This window comes from Tropicibacter alexandrii (genome assembly GCF_003667315.2).
Classification (GTDB): domain Bacteria; phylum Pseudomonadota; class Alphaproteobacteria; order Rhodobacterales; family Rhodobacteraceae; genus Tropicibacter; species Tropicibacter alexandrii.
On the sequence record NZ_RCTZ02000007.1, the window covers coordinates 218,020 to 239,093 of the forward strand.

The 21,074-nt window shown below is 64.7% G+C and carries 24 protein-coding genes, 1 tRNA gene and 1 riboswitch; of the genes, 21 read left to right on the top strand and 4 right to left on the bottom strand.

What is annotated here, in order from left to right:
• The first annotated feature begins 41 nt into the window (after positions 1-41).
• Positions 42-1,271, top strand: coding sequence for a beta-ketoacyl-ACP synthase I (gene fabB / locus D8Z78_RS11610; RefSeq protein WP_121630295.1), 1,230 nt, complete (start codon positions 42-44; stop codon positions 1,269-1,271).
• A 47-nt stretch (positions 1,272-1,318) separates the two neighbouring features.
• Here the strand turns inward: fabB and D8Z78_RS11615 are convergent, their stop codons facing one another.
• The gene (locus D8Z78_RS11615) at positions 1,319-1,714 is read right to left on the bottom strand and encodes a hypothetical protein (protein ID WP_128910772.1); all 396 of its coding nucleotides are present in this window, start codon (positions 1,712-1,714) and stop codon (positions 1,319-1,321) included.
• Between the two features lie 243 nt (positions 1,715-1,957).
• Between D8Z78_RS11615 and D8Z78_RS11620 the strand changes: the two genes are divergently transcribed.
• The 4 genes from D8Z78_RS11620 to D8Z78_RS11635 are packed head-to-tail and all read left to right on the top strand — an operon-like array spanning position 1,958 to position 4,398.
• Positions 1,958-2,746, top strand: coding sequence for an enoyl-ACP reductase FabI (locus D8Z78_RS11620; RefSeq protein WP_121630297.1), 789 nt, complete (start codon positions 1,958-1,960; stop codon positions 2,744-2,746).
• Complete coding sequence (locus tag D8Z78_RS11625) at positions 2,743-3,093, top strand: hypothetical protein (protein WP_128910773.1); 351 nt, start codon at positions 2,743-2,745, stop codon at positions 3,091-3,093. The genes D8Z78_RS11620 and D8Z78_RS11625 overlap by 4 nt, the downstream gene beginning before the upstream one ends.
• A complete protein-coding gene (locus tag D8Z78_RS11630; RefSeq protein ID WP_121630299.1) occupies positions 3,090-3,683 on the top strand; it encodes a DedA family protein in 594 nt (197 codons plus the stop codon). The genes D8Z78_RS11625 and D8Z78_RS11630 overlap by 4 nt, the downstream gene beginning before the upstream one ends.
• Before the next feature lie 40 nt (positions 3,684-3,723).
• Positions 3,724-4,398 carry an FAD-binding oxidoreductase gene (locus D8Z78_RS11635; protein WP_121630300.1) on the top strand — a complete coding sequence of 225 codons (675 nt, stop codon included), beginning with the start codon at positions 3,724-3,726 and terminating at the stop codon, positions 4,396-4,398.
• A gap of 13 nt (positions 4,399-4,411) precedes the next feature.
• Here D8Z78_RS11635 and D8Z78_RS11640 read toward each other — a convergent pair whose 3' ends face one another.
• Positions 4,412-5,281 (bottom strand): hypothetical protein, encoded by an 870-nt coding sequence (locus D8Z78_RS11640; protein WP_121630301.1) that lies wholly within the window; start codon positions 5,279-5,281, stop codon positions 4,412-4,414.
• Positions 5,282-5,380: 99 nt separating this feature from the next.
• Between D8Z78_RS11640 and miaB the strand changes: the two genes are divergently transcribed.
• From miaB to D8Z78_RS11715, 15 genes are all read left to right on the top strand, one after another.
• On the top strand, positions 5,381-6,691 hold the full coding sequence (miaB, locus tag D8Z78_RS11645; protein WP_121630302.1) for a tRNA (N6-isopentenyl adenosine(37)-C2)-methylthiotransferase MiaB: 1,311 nt from the start codon (positions 5,381-5,383) through the stop codon (positions 6,689-6,691).
• A gap of 218 nt (positions 6,692-6,909) precedes the next feature.
• Complete coding sequence (locus D8Z78_RS11650) at positions 6,910-7,509, top strand: OmpA family protein (RefSeq protein ID WP_240672097.1); 600 nt, start codon at positions 6,910-6,912, stop codon at positions 7,507-7,509.
• Positions 7,510-7,522: 13 nt separating this feature from the next.
• A complete protein-coding gene (locus D8Z78_RS11655) occupies positions 7,523-7,846 on the top strand; it encodes a hypothetical protein (RefSeq protein WP_121630304.1) in 324 nt (107 codons plus the stop codon).
• Between the two features lie 68 nt (positions 7,847-7,914).
• Positions 7,915-8,100, top strand: coding sequence for a hypothetical protein (locus tag D8Z78_RS11660; RefSeq protein WP_121630305.1), 186 nt, complete (start codon positions 7,915-7,917; stop codon positions 8,098-8,100).
• A 171-nt stretch (positions 8,101-8,271) separates the two neighbouring features.
• Positions 8,272-9,249: a PhoH family protein gene (locus D8Z78_RS11665; protein ID WP_121630306.1), complete on the top strand. Its 978-nt coding sequence runs from the start codon at positions 8,272-8,274 to the stop codon at positions 9,247-9,249.
• Between the two features lie 60 nt (positions 9,250-9,309).
• Positions 9,310-9,810: an rRNA maturation RNase YbeY gene (gene ybeY / locus D8Z78_RS11670; RefSeq protein ID WP_121630307.1), complete on the top strand. Its 501-nt coding sequence runs from the start codon at positions 9,310-9,312 to the stop codon at positions 9,808-9,810.
• 33 nt (positions 9,811-9,843) lie between these two features.
• On the top strand, positions 9,844-10,770 hold the full coding sequence (locus tag D8Z78_RS11675) for a hemolysin family protein (RefSeq protein WP_121630308.1): 927 nt from the start codon (positions 9,844-9,846) through the stop codon (positions 10,768-10,770).
• The gene (lnt, locus tag D8Z78_RS11680; RefSeq protein ID WP_121630309.1) at positions 10,763-12,298 is read left to right on the top strand and encodes an apolipoprotein N-acyltransferase; all 1,536 of its coding nucleotides are present in this window, start codon (positions 10,763-10,765) and stop codon (positions 12,296-12,298) included. The genes D8Z78_RS11675 and lnt overlap by 8 nt, the downstream gene beginning before the upstream one ends.
• A gap of 39 nt (positions 12,299-12,337) precedes the next feature.
• A riboswitch (SAM-SAH riboswitch) is annotated at positions 12,338-12,387 on the top strand.
• 3 nt (positions 12,388-12,390) lie between these two features.
• Positions 12,391-13,569, top strand: a complete 1,179-nt coding sequence (gene metK, locus D8Z78_RS11685) for a methionine adenosyltransferase (RefSeq protein WP_121630310.1) — start codon at positions 12,391-12,393, stop codon at positions 13,567-13,569.
• A 121-nt stretch (positions 13,570-13,690) separates the two neighbouring features.
• Positions 13,691-14,326, top strand: coding sequence for a COG3904 family protein (locus D8Z78_RS11690; RefSeq protein WP_240672099.1), 636 nt, complete (start codon positions 13,691-13,693; stop codon positions 14,324-14,326).
• A 32-nt stretch (positions 14,327-14,358) separates the two neighbouring features.
• On the top strand, positions 14,359-15,072 hold the full coding sequence (gene trmB, locus D8Z78_RS11695; RefSeq protein WP_121630311.1) for a tRNA (guanine(46)-N(7))-methyltransferase TrmB: 714 nt from the start codon (positions 14,359-14,361) through the stop codon (positions 15,070-15,072).
• Positions 15,073-15,194: 122 nt separating this feature from the next.
• Positions 15,195-16,538 carry a 3-phosphoshikimate 1-carboxyvinyltransferase gene (aroA, locus tag D8Z78_RS11700; RefSeq protein ID WP_121630337.1) on the top strand — a complete coding sequence of 448 codons (1,344 nt, stop codon included), beginning with the start codon at positions 15,195-15,197 and terminating at the stop codon, positions 16,536-16,538.
• Positions 16,539-16,585: 47 nt separating this feature from the next.
• The gene (locus D8Z78_RS11705; protein WP_128910774.1) at positions 16,586-17,029 is read left to right on the top strand and encodes a hypothetical protein; all 444 of its coding nucleotides are present in this window, start codon (positions 16,586-16,588) and stop codon (positions 17,027-17,029) included.
• Complete coding sequence (gene cmk, locus D8Z78_RS11710) at positions 17,026-17,640, top strand: (d)CMP kinase (RefSeq protein WP_121630313.1); 615 nt, start codon at positions 17,026-17,028, stop codon at positions 17,638-17,640. Before D8Z78_RS11705 ends, cmk begins: the two co-directional genes overlap by 4 nt.
• A gap of 38 nt (positions 17,641-17,678) precedes the next feature.
• The gene (locus D8Z78_RS11715; protein WP_121630314.1) at positions 17,679-18,674 is read left to right on the top strand and encodes an aldo/keto reductase; all 996 of its coding nucleotides are present in this window, start codon (positions 17,679-17,681) and stop codon (positions 18,672-18,674) included.
• Here D8Z78_RS11715 and D8Z78_RS11720 read toward each other — a convergent pair whose 3' ends face one another.
• Positions 18,675-19,859 carry a winged helix-turn-helix domain-containing protein gene (locus tag D8Z78_RS11720; protein ID WP_121630315.1) on the bottom strand — a complete coding sequence of 395 codons (1,185 nt, stop codon included), beginning with the start codon at positions 19,857-19,859 and terminating at the stop codon, positions 18,675-18,677.
• Between the two features lies 1 nt (position 19,860).
• Positions 19,861-20,886 carry a LacI family DNA-binding transcriptional regulator gene (locus D8Z78_RS11725; protein WP_121630316.1) on the bottom strand — a complete coding sequence of 342 codons (1,026 nt, stop codon included), beginning with the start codon at positions 20,884-20,886 and terminating at the stop codon, positions 19,861-19,863.
• A gap of 107 nt (positions 20,887-20,993) precedes the next feature.
• Here D8Z78_RS11725 and D8Z78_RS11730 point away from each other — a divergent pair.
• Positions 20,994-21,070, top strand: a tRNA-Arg gene (locus tag D8Z78_RS11730).
• The last annotated feature ends 4 nt before the right edge of the window (positions 21,071-21,074 follow it).

The following is a 21,074-nucleotide window of genomic DNA, read 5'->3' on the forward strand; positions in this document are numbered from 1 at the left end:
CTGATGCCCTAAACACCCTGCAACCAAACGAAGGAGGCCACATGCGCCGTGTCGTCGTCACCGGGTTGGGGATCGTCTCCTCGATCGGGAACAATGCCCAAGAGGTCCTCGCCTCGCTGAAAGCCGGGAAATCCGGCATCACCGCCAGCGAAGAGATGAAGGAACATGGCTTCCGCTCTCAGATCGCGGGCACGCTCAAGATCGATGTGGCCCAGCATATCGACAAGCGGACCCTGCGCTTCATGGGGCCGGGCGCGGCCTATGCGCATATCGCCATGCAGCAGGCCATCGCGGATTCGGGCCTTGAGGAAAGCGATATCGTCAACCCGCGCACCGGTCTGGTGGCGGGGTCCGGCGGCCCCTCGACCAGCGCGATGCTGACCGCCCATGAAACGGTGCTGAAGACCGGCGCGACCAAGCGCGTGGGTCCGTTTGCCGTGCCGAAATGCATGTGCTCGACCGTGTCGGCCAACCTGTCGACCGCGTTCAAGATCAAGGGCATCAACTACTCGATCACCTCGGCCTGCTCGACCTCGCTGCACTGCATCGGGAACGCGGCGGAACAGATCATGCTGGGCAAGCAGGATGTCATGTTCGCAGGTGGCGGCGAGGAACTGGACTGGACGCTGTCCTGCCTCTTCGACGCGATGGGCGCGATGTCGTCCAAGTATAACGACACCCCGGAGAAGGCGTCTCGCGCGTTCGACGCGAACCGCGACGGGTTCGTCATTTCGGGCGGCGGCGGCATCCTCGTGCTGGAGGAACTGGAACACGCCAAGGCGCGCGGTGCCAAGATCTATGCCGAGGTGACGGGCTATGGCGCGACGTCGGACGGCGCCGACATGGTCGCACCGTCGGGCGAGGGCGGCGAACGCGCCATGCGTCTGGCCTTGGGCACGCTGCCCGAAGGCCGCACCGTCAGCTACATCAACGCGCATGGCACCTCGACGCCCGTGGGTGACGTGGGCGAGATCGAGGCGGTCCGCCGTGTGTTCGGTGAAGGCTCGACCCCGCCGGTCTCCTCGACCAAATCCATGACGGGTCACTCGCAGGGCGCCACCGGCGCGCAAGAGGCGATCTATTGCCTGCTCGCGCTGGAGCATGACTTCATCATCCCGTCGATCAACGTGGAAACGCTGGACCCGGCGCTGAAGCCCGAGGAGATCGCGACCCAACTGGTGGAAAACGCCGGGCTGGATTCGGTGATGACCAACAGCTTTGGCTTTGGCGGCACCAACGGCTCGATGGTGCTGTCGAAGTATCGCGACTGACATGGTCCGAGCCGTCGTTTGAATTCGACGGCGGCTCTGCCAGTCCCTTACATCTCGCGTAGCGGAAACGGTCGCTCGGGCAGATGCGCCATCAGCCGATCACGCAAATCCGGGCTGTCGGGAAGCAACCGATTGGGTGTGGCCGTCCTCAGAGTCGCGCTCGGGCCTGTGACCGCGGCATTGGCGCATTGGAAACAGATGTTTGCGCACCAATCCATCTGGCCCTCGTTGACGACCGCGATGCCATGGTTGGGGTAAAAACACATCCACGTCATGTCGCCGTCCGGGGCGTTCCAAGCCGTCAACAAATCCTGTCCATCGTTTGGCGCGACGAACCGACCTGCGATCTGGAAAGGGGCATTTCGTTTGCCCATGGCGAGCGTCTTGCCAAAATCCAGACGGTCCCCGGCGTTGCGCGCGATCAGCGCCGCCAGTTGGCCCATGGGTGCCGGACCGGCGCCGCCGCCGGGGACCGCAAGCATATGAAAAACGAACAGAGCCTCCCAAGGCTTTTCAAGTCTGGCTTTGATATGCACTGGCTGGCCTCCGGTTTGGGCGCGATGGGCTGGCTTGTCGGCCTTGCCGAACCAAGTAGGGCAAAAGGCCCTCGGGCTTCAAGCGTCGCGCCCCAAACTTGACCTCTCCCTGCTTTCCGGTCAGGAAAGGCAAAAAGCCGGAGAGGGCACATGACGATTTCACTGAAAGGCAAGCGCGGGCTCATCATGGGTGTCGCCAACGAGCGCTCGATTGCATGGGGCATAGCCAAGGCCTGTGCCGAGGCCGGGGCCGAGCTGGCCTTTACCTATCAGGGCGAGGCCTTTGGCAAGCGGTTGGCCCCCTTGGCCGAAAGCGTCGGCAGCGACTTCATGGTGGATGTGGACGTGACCGACGAGGCCAGCCTCGACGCGGCCTTTGACAAGCTGGCCGAACGCTGGGACCGGCTGGATTTCGTCGTCCACGCCATCGCGTTTTCGGACAAGTCCGAGCTGCAGGGGCGGATACTCAATACCACGCGGGCGAACTTCAAGAATTCGATGGACATCTCGGTCTACAGCTTCATCGACGTGGCGCGCCGCGCGCATCCGCTGATGACCGAGGGCGGCACGCTGTTGACGCTGACCTATATGGGGTCCAACCGCGTCACGCCGAATTACAACGTCATGGGCGTGGCCAAGGCGGCGCTGGAATCCGCGACGCGCTATCTGGCCAACGACCTTGGCCGCGACGGCATCCGCGTCAACGCCATCAGCCCCGGCCCGATGAAGACGCTGGCAGGCTCTGCCATCGGCGGCGCGCGCAAGACCTACAAGCACACCAACGAGAACGCCCCCCTTGGGGGCAATGCCACGCTGGAGGCGGTGGGCGGCACCGCGGTCTGGCTGATCTCCGAGGGCGGGGCCTGCACCACCGGCGAGATCGTGCGCGTCGATGGCGGCTTCCACGTGTTGGGCATGCCGCAATACGACAACCTGTGAGCCGGGTCTGGTCCAGATTGAAGGCGCGTCCGATCCTGTCGGGCGCGTTTTTGTTGGCGCTGGCGGTCATGCTGTTCTTCGGTGCACGGCTGGTCTTGTCGGGGATCTACTGGTCTGACCCCGCGCATCGCGACCAGACCATCGCCCTGTGGATGACGCCCGGCTATGTCGTGCATTCGTGGCAAATCCCGCGCGAGGTCATGCGCGCGGCGCTTGGCCCGCCCCCCGAGGATGGCAAGCGCGAGACACTGGCCGAGATCGCGAAACGGCTGGGCGAGGACCCCGCCGTGCTGATCGCCCGGATCGAAGCCGAAATCGCCGCCTATCGCGCGGGGCAGGGCGAATGAGCGATACGCTGTTCGCGCTGGTGCCGGTCTATGGCGCGTGGCTGGTGCTGCTGGCGACGTATTTCTCGTGCCTTGCCGTGCCTGTGCCATCCTCGTTGATCATGCTGGGGGCCGGGGCCTTTGCCGCCTCGGGCGATCTGAGCGTTGTGCTCAGTGCAGGGGCGGCGCTTGGTGGTGCGGTGGCTGGGGACCAGACGGGTTTCTTGATCGGCCGCTGGGGTGGCGCGCGGCTGGTCAATCGGCTTGAAACCCGCCGCAAGACGCGCGGCACCCTGCGCAAGGCCCGCGCCATGCTGCACCGGCGCGGCACCGTCACGGTGTTCCTGACCCGCTGGCTGTTCAGCCCGCTGGGGCCGTATGTGAACTTCGTCGGGGGGGCGATGCGCCTGCCGTGGTCGCATTTCACGCTGGGCAGCGTGACCGGCGAAACCGTCTGGGTGGCAATCTATGTGGGGCTCGGCTGGCTCTTTGCCGGGCAGGTGGCCGAAGTGTCGGAACTCGCCAGCGATCTGGCCGGGTTCCTCGCGGCGGCGGCCATGGCCGGATTGTTGGGCTGGATGGTGTTCCGCAAGCGTCCACGGGAACGCTAGACGCCGTTCCGCGTTCCTTCCGGTAACAGAAGGAGCCGAAATGACACATCGACTGACGCTGCAATCCATCAAGCAGGTCACCCATAACGTGGTGCACCTGACCTTTGACAAGCCCGAGGGCTTCGACTTCACACCCGGGCAGGCCACCGAACTGGCGCTGGATCAGGATGGATGGCGCGACGAGGGGCGGCCCTTCACCTTTACCTCGCTGCCGGAAGAAGACACGCTCGACTTCGTCATCAAATCCTATCCCGACCATGACGGCGTCACCGCCCGCATCCCAAAGCTGCGCCCCGGCGATCACGTGCTGATCGGCGATGCGTGGGGTGCGATCGAGGACAAGGGGGACGGTGTCTTCATTGCCGGGGGCGCGGGCGTGACGCCGTTCATCTCGATCCTGCGGGCCAAGCTGGCCGCGAAGGGGACGCTTGACGGCAACACGCTGCTGTTCTCGAACAAGACCGAAGCCGACATCATCCTCAAGGACTGGTTCGAAAAGGCCGAGGGGCTGAAGACCCAGTGGGTCGTGACCGACCAGAAGGATCCGCGCTACGAAAGCGGACCCATAGGGGTCAAGATGCTCAAGGAGCTGGTCACGCCGGGGCGCGACATCTGCTATGTCTGCGGGCCCGACAGCATGGTCGAGGACCTGCCGAAGAAGCTTGAGGCCGCAGGCGTGCCCGACGCCCAGATCGTGACCGAGGATTTCAGCTAACGGCGTCGCGGGCTCAGAACCACTGGCCCGGCTCCATCAGGCCGAGGTCCAGCAATTGCCGCGAATGCCATTCGAACGGCACAGAGTTGTGCCACTGGAAGGTCCGGATGTCGAAGGTGCTGCCGGGATTGCGTTTCAGCGCCTTGGCCGTCCGAAACGACACGATCGAGGCGGTCAGGTTGTTGTGCCACGGGCAGGCATAGGTGTTGTATTCTTCGTCGTCGAACGTGTGGTCCTCGCGCAGGCGCAGGCCCGGCTTGGCCCGGAACAGGCTGATGCGGTCGATCTTGCGCCGTTCGACGGGCACGTGTTCCTCGTAGCGCCAACGCAGCCCGCCGAAGAAATCCAGTTGCCGTTCCTTGGGGTGGTTGTGGTTTTCCAGATCGGGCCGGGCGAGGGCGTAATACCCGGACTTGTCCAGATGGGCATCGTCCAGCGACACCGCGTTGGGGCAGCGGTTCAGGTCGCCCGCGTACAGGTCGACCACATAGGTCAGCATCGCGTCGCGCCGTTCCTCGGTGTGGAAGGTCAGCAACTCGCCGACCGTGCGCGTCTCGCAGAACGGGTAGAACAAGTATTCGGCATTGTAGCAGTAATAGAACCAGACACCGGGGGCCGCCTCGATCACGGCATTGACCGCCGTCTGCAAGGCCCCCTCGACCCGCATGTCGTAATCGACGCGGTGGATCTTGTCGTTCAGGTCGGGCGGCAAGTCGTGCAGCGGATCGACGAAACAGACCACATGGGCAAAACCGGAATGCCGCGTGTGGCGCAGCGTGGTGTCCAGTTCGACCGCATCCTCGGCAAACACCAGCGCCACCGGCCCCTTGGCCAGCGCCGCCTGTCCCCGGGCCAGAAAGTCTTTCAGATCGCTATACTGCATCGCATTCTCTTTTTGCCGCAGAAAACGTGAAAACCGGGTGTATTGCAAGAGAAGGGGATTCTGCGCTATCTGCCGCCCCTGATCTACAGGAGCGCGCCCATGTCCCTCAAGAAGCTGTTCATCAAGACCTATGGCTGCCAGATGAACGTCTATGACAGCGAGCGCATGGCCGAGGCCATGGGCGGCGAAGGTTATGATACGGTGTCCAGCCCCGAAGAGGCGGACATGATCCTGCTCAACACCTGCCATATCCGCGAGAAGGCCGCCGAGAAGGTCTATTCCGAGCTGGGCCGCTACAAGGGGCTGAAGGCGGCGAACCCCGATCTCAAGATCGGCGTTGCGGGCTGTGTCGCCCAAGCCGAGGGCGCGGAGATCATGCGCCGCCAGCCGATGGTCGATCTGGTGGTCGGCCCGCAAAGCTATCACCGCCTGCCCGATCTGGTCTCGCGCACCCACAACGGGGCCAAGGCGCTGGACACCGACTTCCCCGAGGAAGACAAGTTCGAGCATTTGAATGCGCGGCCAAAGGCCAAGCGCGGCCCGACCGCCTTTCTGACCGTGCAGGAAGGCTGCGACAAGTTCTGCGCCTTCTGCGTGGTGCCCTATACCCGCGGGGCCGAGGTCAGCCGCCCGGCAGAGCGCATCATGACCGAGGCGCGCGATCTGGTGGAGCGCGGCGTGCGCGAACTGACCCTGCTGGGCCAGAACGTCAACGCCTATCATGGGCATGAGGGCGGCTTGGCTGGACTGATCCGGCAACTTGCCACCATCGACGGGCTGGAGCGTATCCGCTTCACCACCTCGCATCCCAATGACATGGACGACGCGCTGATCGCCGCGTATGGCGAGTGTGAAAAGCTGATGCCCTATCTGCATCTGCCGGTGCAGGCCGGGTCCGACAAGATCCTGAAGCGGATGAACCGCAGCCACACCCGCGACCAGTATTTCGCGCTGATCGAACGCCTGCGCGCCGCGCGGCCCGATCTGCACCTGTCGGGCGACTTCATCGTCGGCTTCCCCGAAGAGACCGAAGAGGACTTCCGCGATACGCTCGACCTGATCGAGACGGTGAAATACGGCAGCGCCTTCAGCTTCAAATATTCCGAGCGCCCCGGCACCCCCGCCGCCGAGCGCCCGCAAGTGCCCGAGGACGAAAAGGACGACCGCCTGTATCGCCTCCAAGCGCTGTTGAAGACGCAGCAGCAGGAATTGCAGGATGCGATGGTCGGGCGCGAGGTGTCAGTGCTGTTCGAAAAGGCCGGTCGCCTGCCCGGACAGATGGTCGGCAAGTCGGAATATCTGCACGCGGTCCACGTAACCGCCGATGGAATCGCCCCCGGAGACCTCGCCCGTGTGCGAATCGATGCGTCCGGTCCGAACAGCCTTTCCGGGGTGCTTGAGCCCCGTTAAGGGCCGCCGCGAAGCCCCTGTTTTCAAAAACTATCCTCGATTATCCACATGATTCCCAAGCATTTCCGGGAATTGTTTCCGATTTCGGCACAATGGCGGCTGCTTTTCGCTTCACACGCGAGGCGGACCTGCTAATCTGTTGATTATAGATAATTTGCGCGCGCCACTGCCAAACTTCGGCGCACGCAATGGGGGAAACACGAATAAGGGACAAGGCTGTGGTGAATCGCATCTCCAAGGCCGTCGGCGCATTGGCGCTGGCTGCTCTCGCTGGCCTGTCGGGCGTTGCTCCGACATTCGCTGACGAAGCAGGGCTGAAAACACCTTTCATTTCTACGCAAAGCACCCGCACCATTCGCGGCGAACAGTACATTCCCGGCATCTGGGTCGATCCCGATGGCTGCGAACACTGGGTCATGGATGACGGCGTCGAGGGGTACATGGACCCGCATCTGGATCGCAAGGGCATGCCGGTCTGCCGCCGCTCCAACACCTGCGGCGTGCTGAACACCGACCAGTATTTCGCCACCGACAGCTACCGCATCAGCCATGCCGGGCAGCAGCGCCTGCGCGAGTTCTTTAGCTCGACCAACGCGATTGCCTTCGTCATTGCCGGCCATACGGACAGCCGCGCGTCGGACGAATACAACATGAAGCTGTCGTATAACCGCGCAACCGCCGTGGCCAGTGTCGCCCGCTCGATGGGTGCGAACGTCACCGACGTGCGCGGCTATGGCGAGCGGATGCCGGTCGCATCGAACGGTTCGCATGCCGGCATGGCAAAGAACCGCCGCGTCGAAATCATCTGCATCCGCTGAAGGGGCCACTGACATGAAACTCGTGAAACTGGCCCTTGTCCTCGGAGCCGCCGTTGCGGTGGCAGGCTGTGAAACCGGCCTCACCGAGGGCACCTATGGCCCTGACAAATCCATCGACCGCGGCATCGACGCCAAGGACCTGAGCCAACTCAAGGCCGGTGTCTGGATCGATCCGAACGGCTGCGACCATTGGATCATCGACGACGGTGTCGAAGGCTACCTGTCGCTGCGCCTCGACAAATACGGCAAGCCGGTCTGCTCGGGCACCGCGCCCCCGACCATCGCCACCGGCGACTTCAAGGGCGGCTCGACCGCGATCATCGGCGACCCGCTCTGATCGCTTTGCCAACCGATATTCAGGGGCCGTCCGGACAACCGGGCGGCCTTTCTGCATGCGACGTCCTGATGGACGTCACGACCTTGCGCTGGACCGTGCGCGTGTGGCGCAGCGTCTGCGGTTTCGTCGGTCTGGTCCGTCCCTACGAGGCCTGCCGTGCCGCCCCCATCCCGACCTCGGCACATGATCTATCGCAGGTGGCCGCCGCGACTTGGGCCGGGAACGAAACGCGGCGGTTTTCGTTTCAGCCTTGATCCGGCGCCGCCCGTCGCCCGCCTGCTGCGCATTTTCCAAGCCCCACGCCCAACAATTCGGCTCGTGGCGCGCATCAGGCTTGCGCCACGGGGCGCAGGGGTCCACCATATATAGAGGGGAGCGGGTCGCGCGACTCGACGGCCCCGCCCAACCAGGCGCAGGAGACATGCGTGACCACAGGCACTTTGACCCAGGCCCTTCTCGAATTTCCCGACAACCGTCTGCTGATCGATCTGTGCGGCGAATATGACCGCAATCTGACCGATATCGAGGCCCGCACCGGCGTCCAGATCCTGAGACGCGGCAACCAGCTTGCCGTGCACGGCACGGATGACGCCATCGCCTCGGCCACCGAGGTGCTCAACCATCTGTACGAACGCCTCGAACAGGGGCGCGAGGTCGGGCGCGGCGACATCGACCGCGAATTCCGCCTGAGCGACGAACCTGACGACAGCCCGGACGAACAGCTTGATATGTTCGGCACCGGCAAGGTCGAGATCAAGACGCGCAAGAAGCTGATCGAACCGCGCACCGACGCCCAAAAGGCCTATGTCAAAGCCTTGTTCGCCAACGAACTGGCCTTCGGCATCGGCCCGGCGGGCACGGGCAAGACCTATCTCGCCGTCGCCGTGGGGGTGAACATGCTGATCACCGGCCTCGTCGACAAGATCATCCTCTGCCGTCCAGCGGTCGAGGCGGGCGAACGTCTGGGCTTCCTCCCCGGCACGCAGGAGGAAAAGGTCGATCCCTACATGCAGCCGCTCTACGACGCGCTGAACGACTTCCTGCCGGGCAAACAACAAGCCAAGATGCGCGAGGACAAGATCATCGAGATCGCGCCCTTGGCCTTCATGCGCGGGCGCACCCTGTCCAACGCCTTCGTCGTGCTGGACGAGGCGCAGAACGCCACGACCATGCAGATGAAGATGTTCCTGACCCGCTTGGGCGAGGGCTCGCGCATGGTCATCACCGGCGACCGCACCCAAGTTGACCTGCCGCGCGGCGTGCCGTCGGGGCTGGCCGATGCGGAACGGCTGCTGGGCAAGGTGGACGGGATCAGCTTCAACTACTTCACGGCCAAGGACGTGGTGCGGCATCCGCTTGTGGCCAAGATCATCGAGGCGTATGAGGCCGATCTGGAAGCCTAGGTTTCTTCTGGCTGAAAATACCGCGGGGGTCCGGGGGCAGAGCCCCCGGCGCTATCGACCATGCAAATCGACACGATCTTTGAGGATGACCGCTGGCAGGAGGCCGGTCTCGAACCGCTGGCAGAGCGCGCCATCATGGCGGCCTTCGACCATCTCGGCCTCGACCCGGCCCCCTACGAGTTGGCGATCCTCGCCTGTGACGATGCCCGCATCGCCGTCCTGAACACCGAGTTCCGCGGCAAGCCCGTGCCGACCAACGTGCTTTCGTGGCCGTCCGAGGAACTGGCCGCCGAAACCGATGGCGGTCAGCCTTACGCGCCAGAGCCTGAGGATGACGAGCATCATCTGGGCGATATCGCCATCTCCTACGACACCTGCGCGCGCGAGGCGGCCGAGGCAAACAAGCCGTTTTCCGCCCATGTGTCACATTTGATCGTTCACGGGCTGTTACATCTTCTGGGGTATGACCATATCCGTGACGCAGATGCCACGCTGATGGAAGGGTCGGAGACCGCCATACTTGGCAAATTGGGTATATCAGACCCATATATGGAAGGATGAGGCCAGAACCGGCCTTTTGAACGGTAAGGATTGATGGGCGACAACGACGACTCGTCTAACGCAGCGCAAGGCGCGCGAGACACGGGACCAGTGAACGGACAGCAGGGGGGCTTCCTCCGGCGCGTCATAGGGATTTTTGGCGGCGAGGATGGGCACCGCGCTCAGAACGGCGTGCATGTGAATGGTCAGGCCGCGCGGCAGGCCCATGGCATGATCAACCTCCGCCGCATGCGGGTCGAGGATGTGGCCATCCCCAAGGCGGAAATCGTCGCCGTGCCGGTCACCATCACCAAGGACGATCTGGTCAACGTATTCCGCGAAAGCGGGCTGACCCGTCTGCCGGTCTTCGAGGGCACGCTCGATACGCCTGTCGGCATGGCCCACCTGAAGGATTTCGCGCTCAGCCACGGCTTCAACGGCCATGGCAACCGCTTCAACCTGAAAAAGATGCTGCGCCCCTTGCTCTATGTGCCGCCATCGATGCCGATCGGCGTGCTTCTGACAAAGATGCAGACAGAACGCCGCCACATGGCGCTGGTGATCGACGAATATGGCGGTGTCGACGGGCTGGTCACGATCGAGGACCTGATCGAACAGGTGATCGGCGAGATCGCCGATGAGCACGACACCGACGAGGACAAGTACTGGACGCGCGAGCGCACCGGTTGCTACCTCGTGCAGGCCAAAACCCCGCTTGAGGATTTCGAGGCCGAGCTGGACCAGCCGCTGACCGATCACGAGGATATCGACGCCGAAGAGATCGACACGCTGGGCGGGCTTGTCTTCATGCTCGCGGGTCGCGTGCCCGCGCGTGGCGAGGTCGTGCCGCATCCCTCGGGGCTGGATTTCGAGGTTGTCGATGCCGATCCGCGCCGGATCAAGCGGCTGCGCGTGCGCATGCCCGGCACCGCGCGCCAGCCTGTCGCCGTCGCGAAGCCGGATGCGGAGCGTCATGCCTGACATCCGGTCGGCCCCGGCCGCGTCGCAGCCCCTTGCGCGCTGGGCGCGTCTGCCGCTGGCCGTCGGGACGGGCGTCTTGATGGGTCTGGGAAATGCGCCTTACGACCTCTGGTATCTTGGCTTGTTCGGGGTGATCGGCGCCGCCTGGCTGTTCATGGCGGCGCCACGCGGGCTGTATGCGGTCGGCACAGGCTGGGCTGTTGGGCTTGGCTATTTCGGGTTCTCGCTCGGCTGGATCGTCGAGCCGTTCTTTGTCGACGCCGCCGCGACCGGCTGGATGGCGCCGTTCGCGCTGGTGGGCATGGGGGGCGGGCTGGCGCTGTTCTGGGCGCTGGCCTTCTGGTTGGCGGGCCATGCGCGCCGCCGCCCGAGGCTCGCGCTGGTGCTGTGCTGGACCGGGGCAGAGTTCGCCCGGGCCTATGTCTTTACCGGGTTTCCATGGGCGCTGGTTTCCTACATCTGGGCACCGGTCGCGCCGATCCAACTGGTGGCGCTGGTCGGGCCGCACGGGCTGACCCTGCTGACGCTGACCGTGGCCACCATGTTCGCCGCCGCCATCCCGCGCCACGGCCTGCGCCTTTTGCCTGCATTGCTGGGGACGACCTCGCTGCTGTTGATGTTCGGGGGGGGCCACCTGATGACGCCGCCCCTTCAGGACATCGCGGGCCGCCCCGTCGCGCGCGTCATCCAGCCCAACGCGCCGCAGCACGAAAAATGGGACCCGCTCAAGATCCCCGTCTTCTTCGACCGTCAGATTCGCATGACCGGCGCGCCGCCGAAGGATGACGGCGCGCTGCCGGATCTGGTGATCTGGCCGGAAACCTCGGTGCCGATGCTGCTGCATCGCGCGGCCGATGCGCTGGGCGCCATCTCGCTGGAGGCGGGCGGGGCGCAGGTCGTGGTCGGCATCCAGCGCGAGGAGGGCGGCAATTACTACAACTCGCTCGTCCACATGGACGAGACCGGTGACATTCGGGACGTCTATGACAAGCATCACCTCGTGCCCTTTGGCGAATACATGCCGGCCGAGCATCTCTGGACCCGGTGGAACATCCTCGGGCTCGCCTCGCGCGCCGAGGGCGGCTATTCCGCCGGGCCGGGGCCCTATGTCATGGACCTCGGAGCGGACCTGGGCAAGGCGCTGCCGCTGATCTGCTACGAGGCGGTGTTTCCGCAGGACGTGCGCGGTGCGCCCGAGCGGCCCGATTTCCTGATGCAGATCACCAATGACGCGTGGTTCGGCGAATGGTCCGGTCCCTATCAGCATCTAGCGCAGGCGCGAATCCGGGCCATCGAGCAAGGGCTGCCGATGCTGCGCTCGGCCAATACCGGCGTGTCGGCGGTGATCGACGGGGCCGGGCGCATCCTTGCGATGCTGCCCATGGGCGAGGCGGGCTTTCTGGATGCGCCCCTGCCGCCGCCGCTGCGGGTTACGCCCTATAGCCGATTTGGCGATTTACCGCTCTTGGCGCTGCTATTTTTGTCACTTCTGGTTTTCATCCGCCCGCGCGACACAAAGGCGGATTGACCGCCGCGCCGACCCGGCATAGGCGGTGCGAATTGCAAATGACCGTCACAACGGCTTCCTGGCGTGGCGGCGAAAACATCAATGGAGCATTCATGTCCCGACAGAACTACACCTTCACCTCGGAATCCGTCTCCGAGGGGCATCCCGACAAGGTTTGCGACCGCATTTCCGACGCCGTTCTGGATGCGTTTCTGGCCGAGGACCCGCTGGCGCGCGTTGCCTGCGAGACCTTCGCAACCACCAACCGCGTCGTCATCGGCGGCGAGGTCGGCCTGACCGATCAGGAAAAGCTGGCCGAGTACATGGCCAAGATCGAAGACATCGCCCGTGCCTGCATCAAGGATATCGGCTACGAGCAGGACAAGTTCCACCACGAGACGGTGGAAGTCACCAACCTGCTGCACGAGCAGTCCGCGCATATCGCGCAGGGCGTGACCGGCCAGCAGGGTGACGAAGGCGCTGGCGATCAGGGGATCATGTTTGGCTATGCCACCGATGAGACCGACGCGCTGATGCCCGCGCCCATCCAGTTCAGCCACGCGATCCTTCGCCGCCTTGCCGAAGTCCGCAAGAACGGCACCGAGCCCCAGCTTGGCCCGGATGCGAAATCGCAGCTGTCTGTGCGCTATGTCGATGGCAAGCCGGTGGGCGTGACCTCGATCGTGCTGTCTACCCAGCATCTCGACGCGTCCATGACCAGCGCCGATGTCCGCGCTCTGGTCGAGCCCTATATCCGCGAGACCCTGCCCGAGGGCTGGATCAGCGACGAAACCGAATGGTGGGTCAACCCGACCGGCAAGTTCGTCATCGGCGGCCCCGATGGTGACGCGGGCCTGACCGGCCGTAAGATCATCGTCGACACCTATGGTGGCGCGGCGCCGCATGGCGGCGGAGCGTTCTCGGGCAAGGACCCGACCAAGGTGGACCGCTCGGCAGCCTATGTCGCGCGCTATCTGGCGAAGAACGTCGTGGCGGCGGGCATGGCCGGGCGCTGCACGGTGCAGCTGTCCTATGCCATCGGCGTGGCCAAGCCGCTGTCGATCTATGTCGACACCCACGGCACGGGCGAGATCGAGGCAGCGGCCATCGAGGCGGCGATTCCCAAGGTCATCGACCTGACCCCGCGCGGCATCCGCACCCATCTGGAACTGAACAAGCCGATCTACCAGCGCACGGCGGCCTATGGCCACTTTGGCCGCGCGCCCGAGGCGGATGGCGGCTTCAGCTGGGAGCGCACCGATCTGGCAGAGGCCCTGAAAAAGGCCGTGTAACCTGCTTGATCCAAAGACACAGGGCCGCCCCATCGAGGGCGGCCTTTTTCGTTGCGGCAATACGGGCTTGCGCCCGGGGCGCGCTCGGGGCTTTCATGGGGGCATGAAAAGGAGCTTGCCCATGTTGTGCCGTACCATCCTCACCTGTGTCTTTCTGCCCGGTCTTGCGGGCGCGGCAGAGGATGTGGCGGGGGACCCGAAATTCGTGATCGACGGACCGATCCTGATCTACGACACCGAAGCCGCCGAGAAACCGGCGGATCGCGAGATACAGAACGACGATGTCGACATCCTGCTGGACCTGCTGCGCAGGCATGAGGGCCTGACCACGCTGAAGCTGAACAGCACCGGCGGGTCTGTCTGGGCAGGTCAGGAAATCGCCCGCATGGTCAGCGATTACGAACTGGACACGGTGGTCGAGGGCGAATGTTCGTCCTCGTGCACGATCATCTTTCTGGGTGGGGCGTCCCGGCGGATGGAACGTGGCGCCAAGATCGGCTTTCACCAGAACAGTTGGTCGCCCGGCTCGATCCAGTCCTATTACGAAAACTGGCGCGAGGATGAGGGCTGGGACACACCCTTCGATTTCGCGGCTTGGGTTTATGAGGACACCCAAAGCGAGATGCACCGCGAGATGCTTTACATGATGTCGCGCGGCGTCACCCCGGAATTCGCCATCGAGACAAAGCGCCTGCGCGCCTCGATGTGGTTCCCGACGCGGGCCGAACTGGTCGAAGCCGGTGTTCTGGTGGATTGATCCGCGCCGCCGTGACGGGTAAAGCGCGGGGCATGACAAGCTCGAACAAGCATCCCGACGCGCCGTGGCGCAACTTCTATGGCCGCGTGAAGGGCAAGACCCTGAAATCCGCGCAGGAAAGATACCTCGACGAGGATCTGGCGAAACTGTCGCCGGGGGCGGTGGATTGGGAAGAGAACCCGGATCGACAGCCTTTGGACATGGCCGCGATGTTCGGCGGCAAGGATGTCTGGCTGGAGACGGGCTTTGGCGGCGGCGAGCATATGGTGCATCAGGCCGTGACCTATCCGGATGTGGGCATCATCGGCTGCGAACCCTTCATCAACGGCGTGGCGATGCTGCTGGGCAAGATACGGCGCGCCGGGGCGGAGAACGTCAAGGTCTATCCCGGCGATGTGCGCAACCTGTTCGACGTGCTGCCGGATGCGTCCGTGTCTAAGGCCTTCCTGCTGTACCCCGATCCCTGGCCGAAGAAGCGCCACCACCGTCGGCGGTTCGTCACGCAAGAGCATCTAGATCCGTTGGCGCGGGTGTTGAAGCCGGGGGCGGAGTTCCGCGTAGCTACGGATATCCCCGACTACGTGCGCCAGACGCTGGTCGAGATGCCGAAGGCGGGGTTCGAGTGGCTGGCCGAGGGGCCGCAGGATTGGCGGCAGCCTTGGGGTGATTGGATTTCGACGCGCTACGAGCAAAAGGCCCTGCGGGAAGGGCGCGTGCCGCATTACCTGACCTTCCGGAAAAAGTAAGGGGCGCTGCCCCCTCGGCCTGCGGCCTCACCCCCGCGGTATTTTCGGCCAGAAGAAGCCACGGGCTGGACGCTGGTCGGGGGGCGGTTTATCAGGCGCTGACGATTATGGAGAGCGCAAACATGTCTGGCCACGGTGATCCTATCCCGATGAGTTCCCGCAAATGCGGCCCGCTGAAGGGCGAGGCGCATGTGCCCGGCGACAAGTCGATCTCGCATCGCTCGCTGATCCTTGGGGCGCTGGCCGTGGGCGAGACGAAGGTGACGGGCCTGCTGGAAGGGCAAGATGTGCTCGACACCGCCAAAGCCATGCAGGCCTTTGGCGCGACGGTCGAAAAGCAGGGCGACAGCTGGCATGTCTGGGGCGTGGGCGTCGGTGGCTTTGCCGAGCCCGAAAACGTGATCGATTGCGGCAATTCCGGCACCGGCGTGCGGCTGATCATGGGGGCGATGGCGACCTCGCCCATCGTCGCGACCTTTACCGGGGATGCGTCCTTGAACAAGCGCCCGATGGCGCGTGTCACGGACCCGCTGGCGCTGTTCGGGGCGCAGGCGGTGGGGCGCTCTGGTGGGCGGTTGCCGATGACCATCATCGGCGCGAACAGCCCGGTGCCGGTCAGCTACACGACACCGGTCCCGTCTGCGCAGGTGAAATCGGCGGTGCTGCTGGCCGGGCTGAACGCGCCGGGCGAGACCGTGGTGATCGAGCGCGAGGCCACCCGCGACCATTCCGAACGTATGCTCGCGGGCTTTGGCGCGGTGATCGCCACCGAGGACACCAACGAGGGCCACGTGATCCGCCTTCAGGGCCAGCCGGAGCTGAAACCGCAGACCATCATCGTGCCGCGTGACCCGTCCTCGGCGGCCTTCCCCGTGTGCGCGGCGCTGATCGTCGAGGGCTCGGACGTGCTGGTGCCCAATATTGGCCTGAACCCGACGCGGGCCGGGCTGTTCTTTACCCTGCAGGATATGGGCGCGGATCTGACCTTCGAGAACATGCGCGAGGAGGGGGGCGAGCCGGTGGCCGATCTGCGCGCGCGCTTCTCGCCCGATCTGAAGGGCATCGAGGTGCCGCCCGAACGTGCCGCCAGCATGATCGACGAATACCCTGTCCTGTCCGTCGTGGCGGCCTTTGCCGAAGGCAAGACCCACATGCCCGGTGTCAAGGAATTGCGCGTCAAGGAATCCGACCGGATCGACGCCATGGCGCGGGGCCTGCGCGCCGCAGGTCTGCGTGTGGATGAGGGTGAGGATTGGTGGACGGTGCATGGCCTTGGCCATGGCAATGTCGCTGGCGGGGCTGTGGTCGAAAGCTTTCTCGATCACCGCATCGCCATGTCCTTTCTCGTTATGGGAATGGCGACGACCAACCCGATGAGCGTCGATGACGGTCAGCCGATTGCGACCTCTTTCCCGATCTTCGAGCCCCTCATGGAGGGCTTGGGCGCCGAGATCACCCGGGGGTGAGCGTCCGGGCGGCATCCGGGTGGGCCGCGCTGGCCTTGTTTCTTGGAATGGCCGGATGGATTTCCGTCGTGGTCGCGCCTGTCACGGGTGTCGCGCCGCAAGCCGTGCTGGGCATGAGCGATGCGCGACTGGCGGAATTTGGTCTTGCCTTGTCACGGGCGAATCTGTCTTCCGCGTATCGCGGGCTGGTCCTGCTTGCCGATAGCGCGTTCATCGCTTGCTTTGCGTTGTGGGTGGCCCGGTCGCTACGTGGGCTTTTGGGGGCTGGCGTGGCGCTGGTTTATGTCGTGATCGATCTGGGCGAGAACTATGTGCTGTTGTCGCATTTTCTTTTGCAGGCCAGAGATCTAACGGGCTGGGTCCTGTATCTGCCGGAGGAGACTGGGACTTGGGCGCCGGTCGCCTACCTGACGGCGGCGAAACTCGGCATGGTGGTCAGCCTCACCATCGGTATAGTGGCGCGCGAGTTGCGCCAAAGGAGGACCAAATGAGCTTTACCGTTGCCATCGACGGGCCTGCCGCCAGCGGCAAGGGGACGATCAGCCGGGCCGTGTCCGAGTTCTTTGGCTACGCGTATCTCGACACCGGGCTGTTGTACCGCGCCGTGGGCAAGCGCCTGCTGGATGGCATCGAGCCGGTCGAGGCGGCGCAGACGCTGGATCGCAGCGTGCTGGATGCCGATGCCCTGCGCAGCCCCGATGTGGCGCAGGCCGCGTCCAAGGTCGCCGCCATCCCCGAGGTGCGCGCGGCGCTGGTCGATTTCCAGCGCGCCTTTGCCCGCCGTGCGGGCGGTGCCGTGCTGGACGGGCGCGATATCGGCACGGTGATCTGCCCGGATGCCGAGGTAAAGCTGTTCGTGACCGCCAGCGCGGAAACGCGGGCGCAGCGCCGATGCAAGGAGTTGCAGGGCAAGGGGCATGAGGTGACATACGAAGAGGTGCTCGCCGATGTCAGGGAGCGCGACGCGCGGGACATGAACCGCGCGGACGCGCCCTTGAAACCGGCGCCGGACGCGCTGGTGATCGACACGACGGCGCTGAGCATTGAGGATGCCGTCGCGCAAGTGGTCGAAATCATCACCGAGGCAGGTGGCGCGGACTGAGATCGCCCGTCAGGGCAGCGAAAAGAGGAGACGGCAAGATGCGGCAGGTCAGGATCGGCGGGACGCAGGTGTCCTGCATCGGTGTCGGGGCAATGTCCTTCGGGGAATTCTACGGGCCGACCACCGAGGAAAACTCCTATGCCATCCTCGACGCGGCGCTGGCAGCAGGCGTGACCCATATCGACACGTCGAATGTCTATGGCATGGGCCGGTCGGAAACGGCGATCGGAACATGGCTGAAGGACCATCCCGGCGCGCGCGACAGCCTGCATATCGCCACCAAGGGGGGCATCAACCGGGATGGTGACACCGGCGCGGTGCCTTTCGACAATTCGCCCGAGCATCTGGAGGCGTCGCTGGATGCGTCGCTGAGGCGGATGGGGATCGAGTGCGTCGACCTGTTCTATGTCCACCGCCGCGAAGAGGCGCGCGAGATCGAGGACGTGGCCGAGACGATGGGGCGCCTCGTGGCCAAGGGCAAATGCAAGGCCATCGGCTTTTCCGAGATCGCGCCGTCGTCCTTGCGGCGCGCCCACGCGGTCCATCCGGTGGCGGCGGTGCAGTCGGAATATTCTCTGGGCACGCGGTTCGTGGAACTGGGGCTGGTGCAGGCCTGTCAGGAGTTGGACGTCGCGCTGGTGGCGTTTTCGCCGGTGATGCGGTCGATGCTGACGGACACCCCGCTGGAGCCGGAGGTGATCCCGTCCTTGCCCTTCCTGAAGTCCAACCCGCGCTTTACGGGGCCGAACTATGCGGCGAACCGGGCGGCGACGGATCGGTTCCGCGCATTGGCCGCCGAGATGGGCGTGCCGGCGGCGGCGCTGGCGATTGCGTGGCTGTTGCACAAGGCCGATCATATCCTGCCGATCCCCGGCACGCGCTCTGTTGCGCATTTCGGCGAGTTGGTGATGGGCGCGCAGTTGCCCTTGACGACGGATGACATGGTACGCATCGAACAGGTGTTGCCCGTGGGGTGGGCGCATGGCGCGCGATACTCCTACCAGCAATCTCTGGGGCCGGAGTCGTTCTGCTGATCAGCGCGCCGCGCGCAGCCAGCCATCGGCCCATGTGACCTGATCCAGCCCGGCAAAGCGGGCAAGGCGGGCCAGTTCCGCCTCAAGCCGGGCCTGCCGCCCGCTGCCCCAAGACACCCCGCGCTCTGGCCAAAGCGCGTTGACATGCAGCGCCGCGCCCGCGCGGGCCATGTCGATCCGTCCGACCAGCCGGTCGCCTTCGAGCAGCGGGAACACGTAGTAGCCATAGACACGCTGCGGGGCAGGGACGAAGATCTCGATCCGGTAGTGAAAGCCGAACAATCGTTCGGCCCGCTTGCGGTCGCGCAGCGCCGGATCGAAGGGCGACAGCACCCGCAGCCGCCCCGGCGGCTCGGGCGCGGCAAGGTTTGCCCCGGCAAATGTCAGGCATTTGCGCAGACCGCCATCGGCGGTCTCGACCTCGAGCGGCTCCAACTCGCCCGTGGCGAGACCCGCCTCGCACCACTGTTTCGCCTCGGCCGGGGTCACATGCGCCCAGAAGGCCGCGATCTCGCCCGGGGTGGCAAAGCCCAGCCGGGCCAGCGCGCCCCGGCACAGCCAGTCGATGCTGTCCGCCTCTGGCGGCGGGTCGCGCAGCTCGGCGGGGATCACGCGCTCTGTCAGGTCATAGACCTTGCGGAAGGCCTCGCGCCGCGTGACAGCCAGATCGCCCGCCCGCCACAGGTATTCCAGCGCGGTCTTGGACGGGTGCCAGTCCCACCAGCCCCCCTTGCTGCGGCCCTCATCGGCGCCCACATCGCCCGAGCCACAAGGCCCGTTCTCGCGGATATGGTCCATGACCTCAGTGCATTTCGACAGGAATTCGTGGCTTTGCCAGCGCTCCCATTTGCCGTGCAGGCCCCTGCGGTCGCGGGCAAAGCGGATGTGCCAATGCGGATAGAACCCCATCGGGATCACGGCGGCATCATGCGTCCAATGCTCGAAGACCTGACGCCGCGCCAAGAGAGGCGGCAGATGCGCAGGCCGATAGCTCTGCCGCCGCGCAAACAGGATCATGTGATGGGCGCGTTCCACCGTCCGCACACTGTCCAGCTGAACAAAGCCCAGCCGTTCGATCAGCGCGTGCAGGTCATCGCCTTTGGACGGGCCGGTCGGTGGCTCGGCCAATGCGTGCCGGTCCAGAAAGACCCGCCGCGCGGTGGCATTGTCGAGCCGCCGGGTCACGTCACCGGCGCTTCAGCGTGTCGCCATAGCTGATCTTGGGGGTCAGTTCGACGATGCGCTCGAATTCCGCATTCGGGTCGTTGACCCGGCCAGAGATGATCTGCGCCGCCTTGGTGCCAATCTCGGTCCGGCAGGCATCCATGGTCGCCAACTGGCGCGGCAGGCCCTGCAGCAATTCGACCCCGTTGAACCCGGCAAGCCCCACGCGACCAGGGATGTCGATGCCTTGCGCCATCAGCTCCATCAAGCCACCCGCGGCGATCATGTCGTTGGAGTAATACAGGAAATCCAGCTCCGGCTCGCGGTCCAGCATGGTGCGCGTCATCTCGCGCCCCTTGGCCAGTGCAGAGCCGCCGGAATAGAATTCCTGCGTCGCGATCTCGACGCCTTCCTTGGCCAGCGCCTCGGTGAACCCTTCGAAGCGTTTGCGCGCGCGGTGGTCCAGAGGCATCTTGGTGCCCATGAAGCCGATCTTCTCATAGCCCTGTTTCAGGATCGCGCGCGCCATCTCGCGCCCGGCGCGGCGGTGGCTGATCCCTACGGCGCAATCGATCGGCGTGCCGTCAGTATCCATGATCTCGACCACGGGAATACCGCTGGCCTTGAGCATCGCCTTCGAGGCGTCGGTATGCTCCAACCCCGCGATGATCACACCGGAAGGCCGCCAGGACAGCATTTCGTACAGAACGCGCTCTTCCTTTTCCGGAAGGTAGTCGGTGACGCCCACGACGGGCTGAAGGTCGGTCTCCTCCAATACGGCGCTGATCCCGGACATGACCTCGGGAAAGACCATGTTGCGCAAGGAGGGGATGATCACGGCCACCAGATTGACCCGCTGGCTGGCCAGCGCACCGGCGATCTTGTTGGGCACGTATCCCAACGCCTTCGCGGCCTCCAGCACCTTTTCACGGGTGGCTTGGCTGACATCGCCGCGATTGCGCAGCACCCGGCTGACCGTCATTTCGGACACGCCGGAGGCCTCGGAAACATCACGCAGGGTCAGCGGGCGGGTATCGTCATTGGCCAAGGGCAGGTTCCTTCTTTGTTGGCTTAACGTTACCGCAATCCGGGGTACGTGCAAGATGCATCAAGCGGGTGACAAGGCCGCGCAGGCGCGGTAATCAGGGGCGCGACGGTCCCGTGGCTCAACTGGATAGAGCAGCCCCCTCCTAAGGGGCAGGTTGCAGGTTCGAATCCTGCCGGGATCGCCAGTGT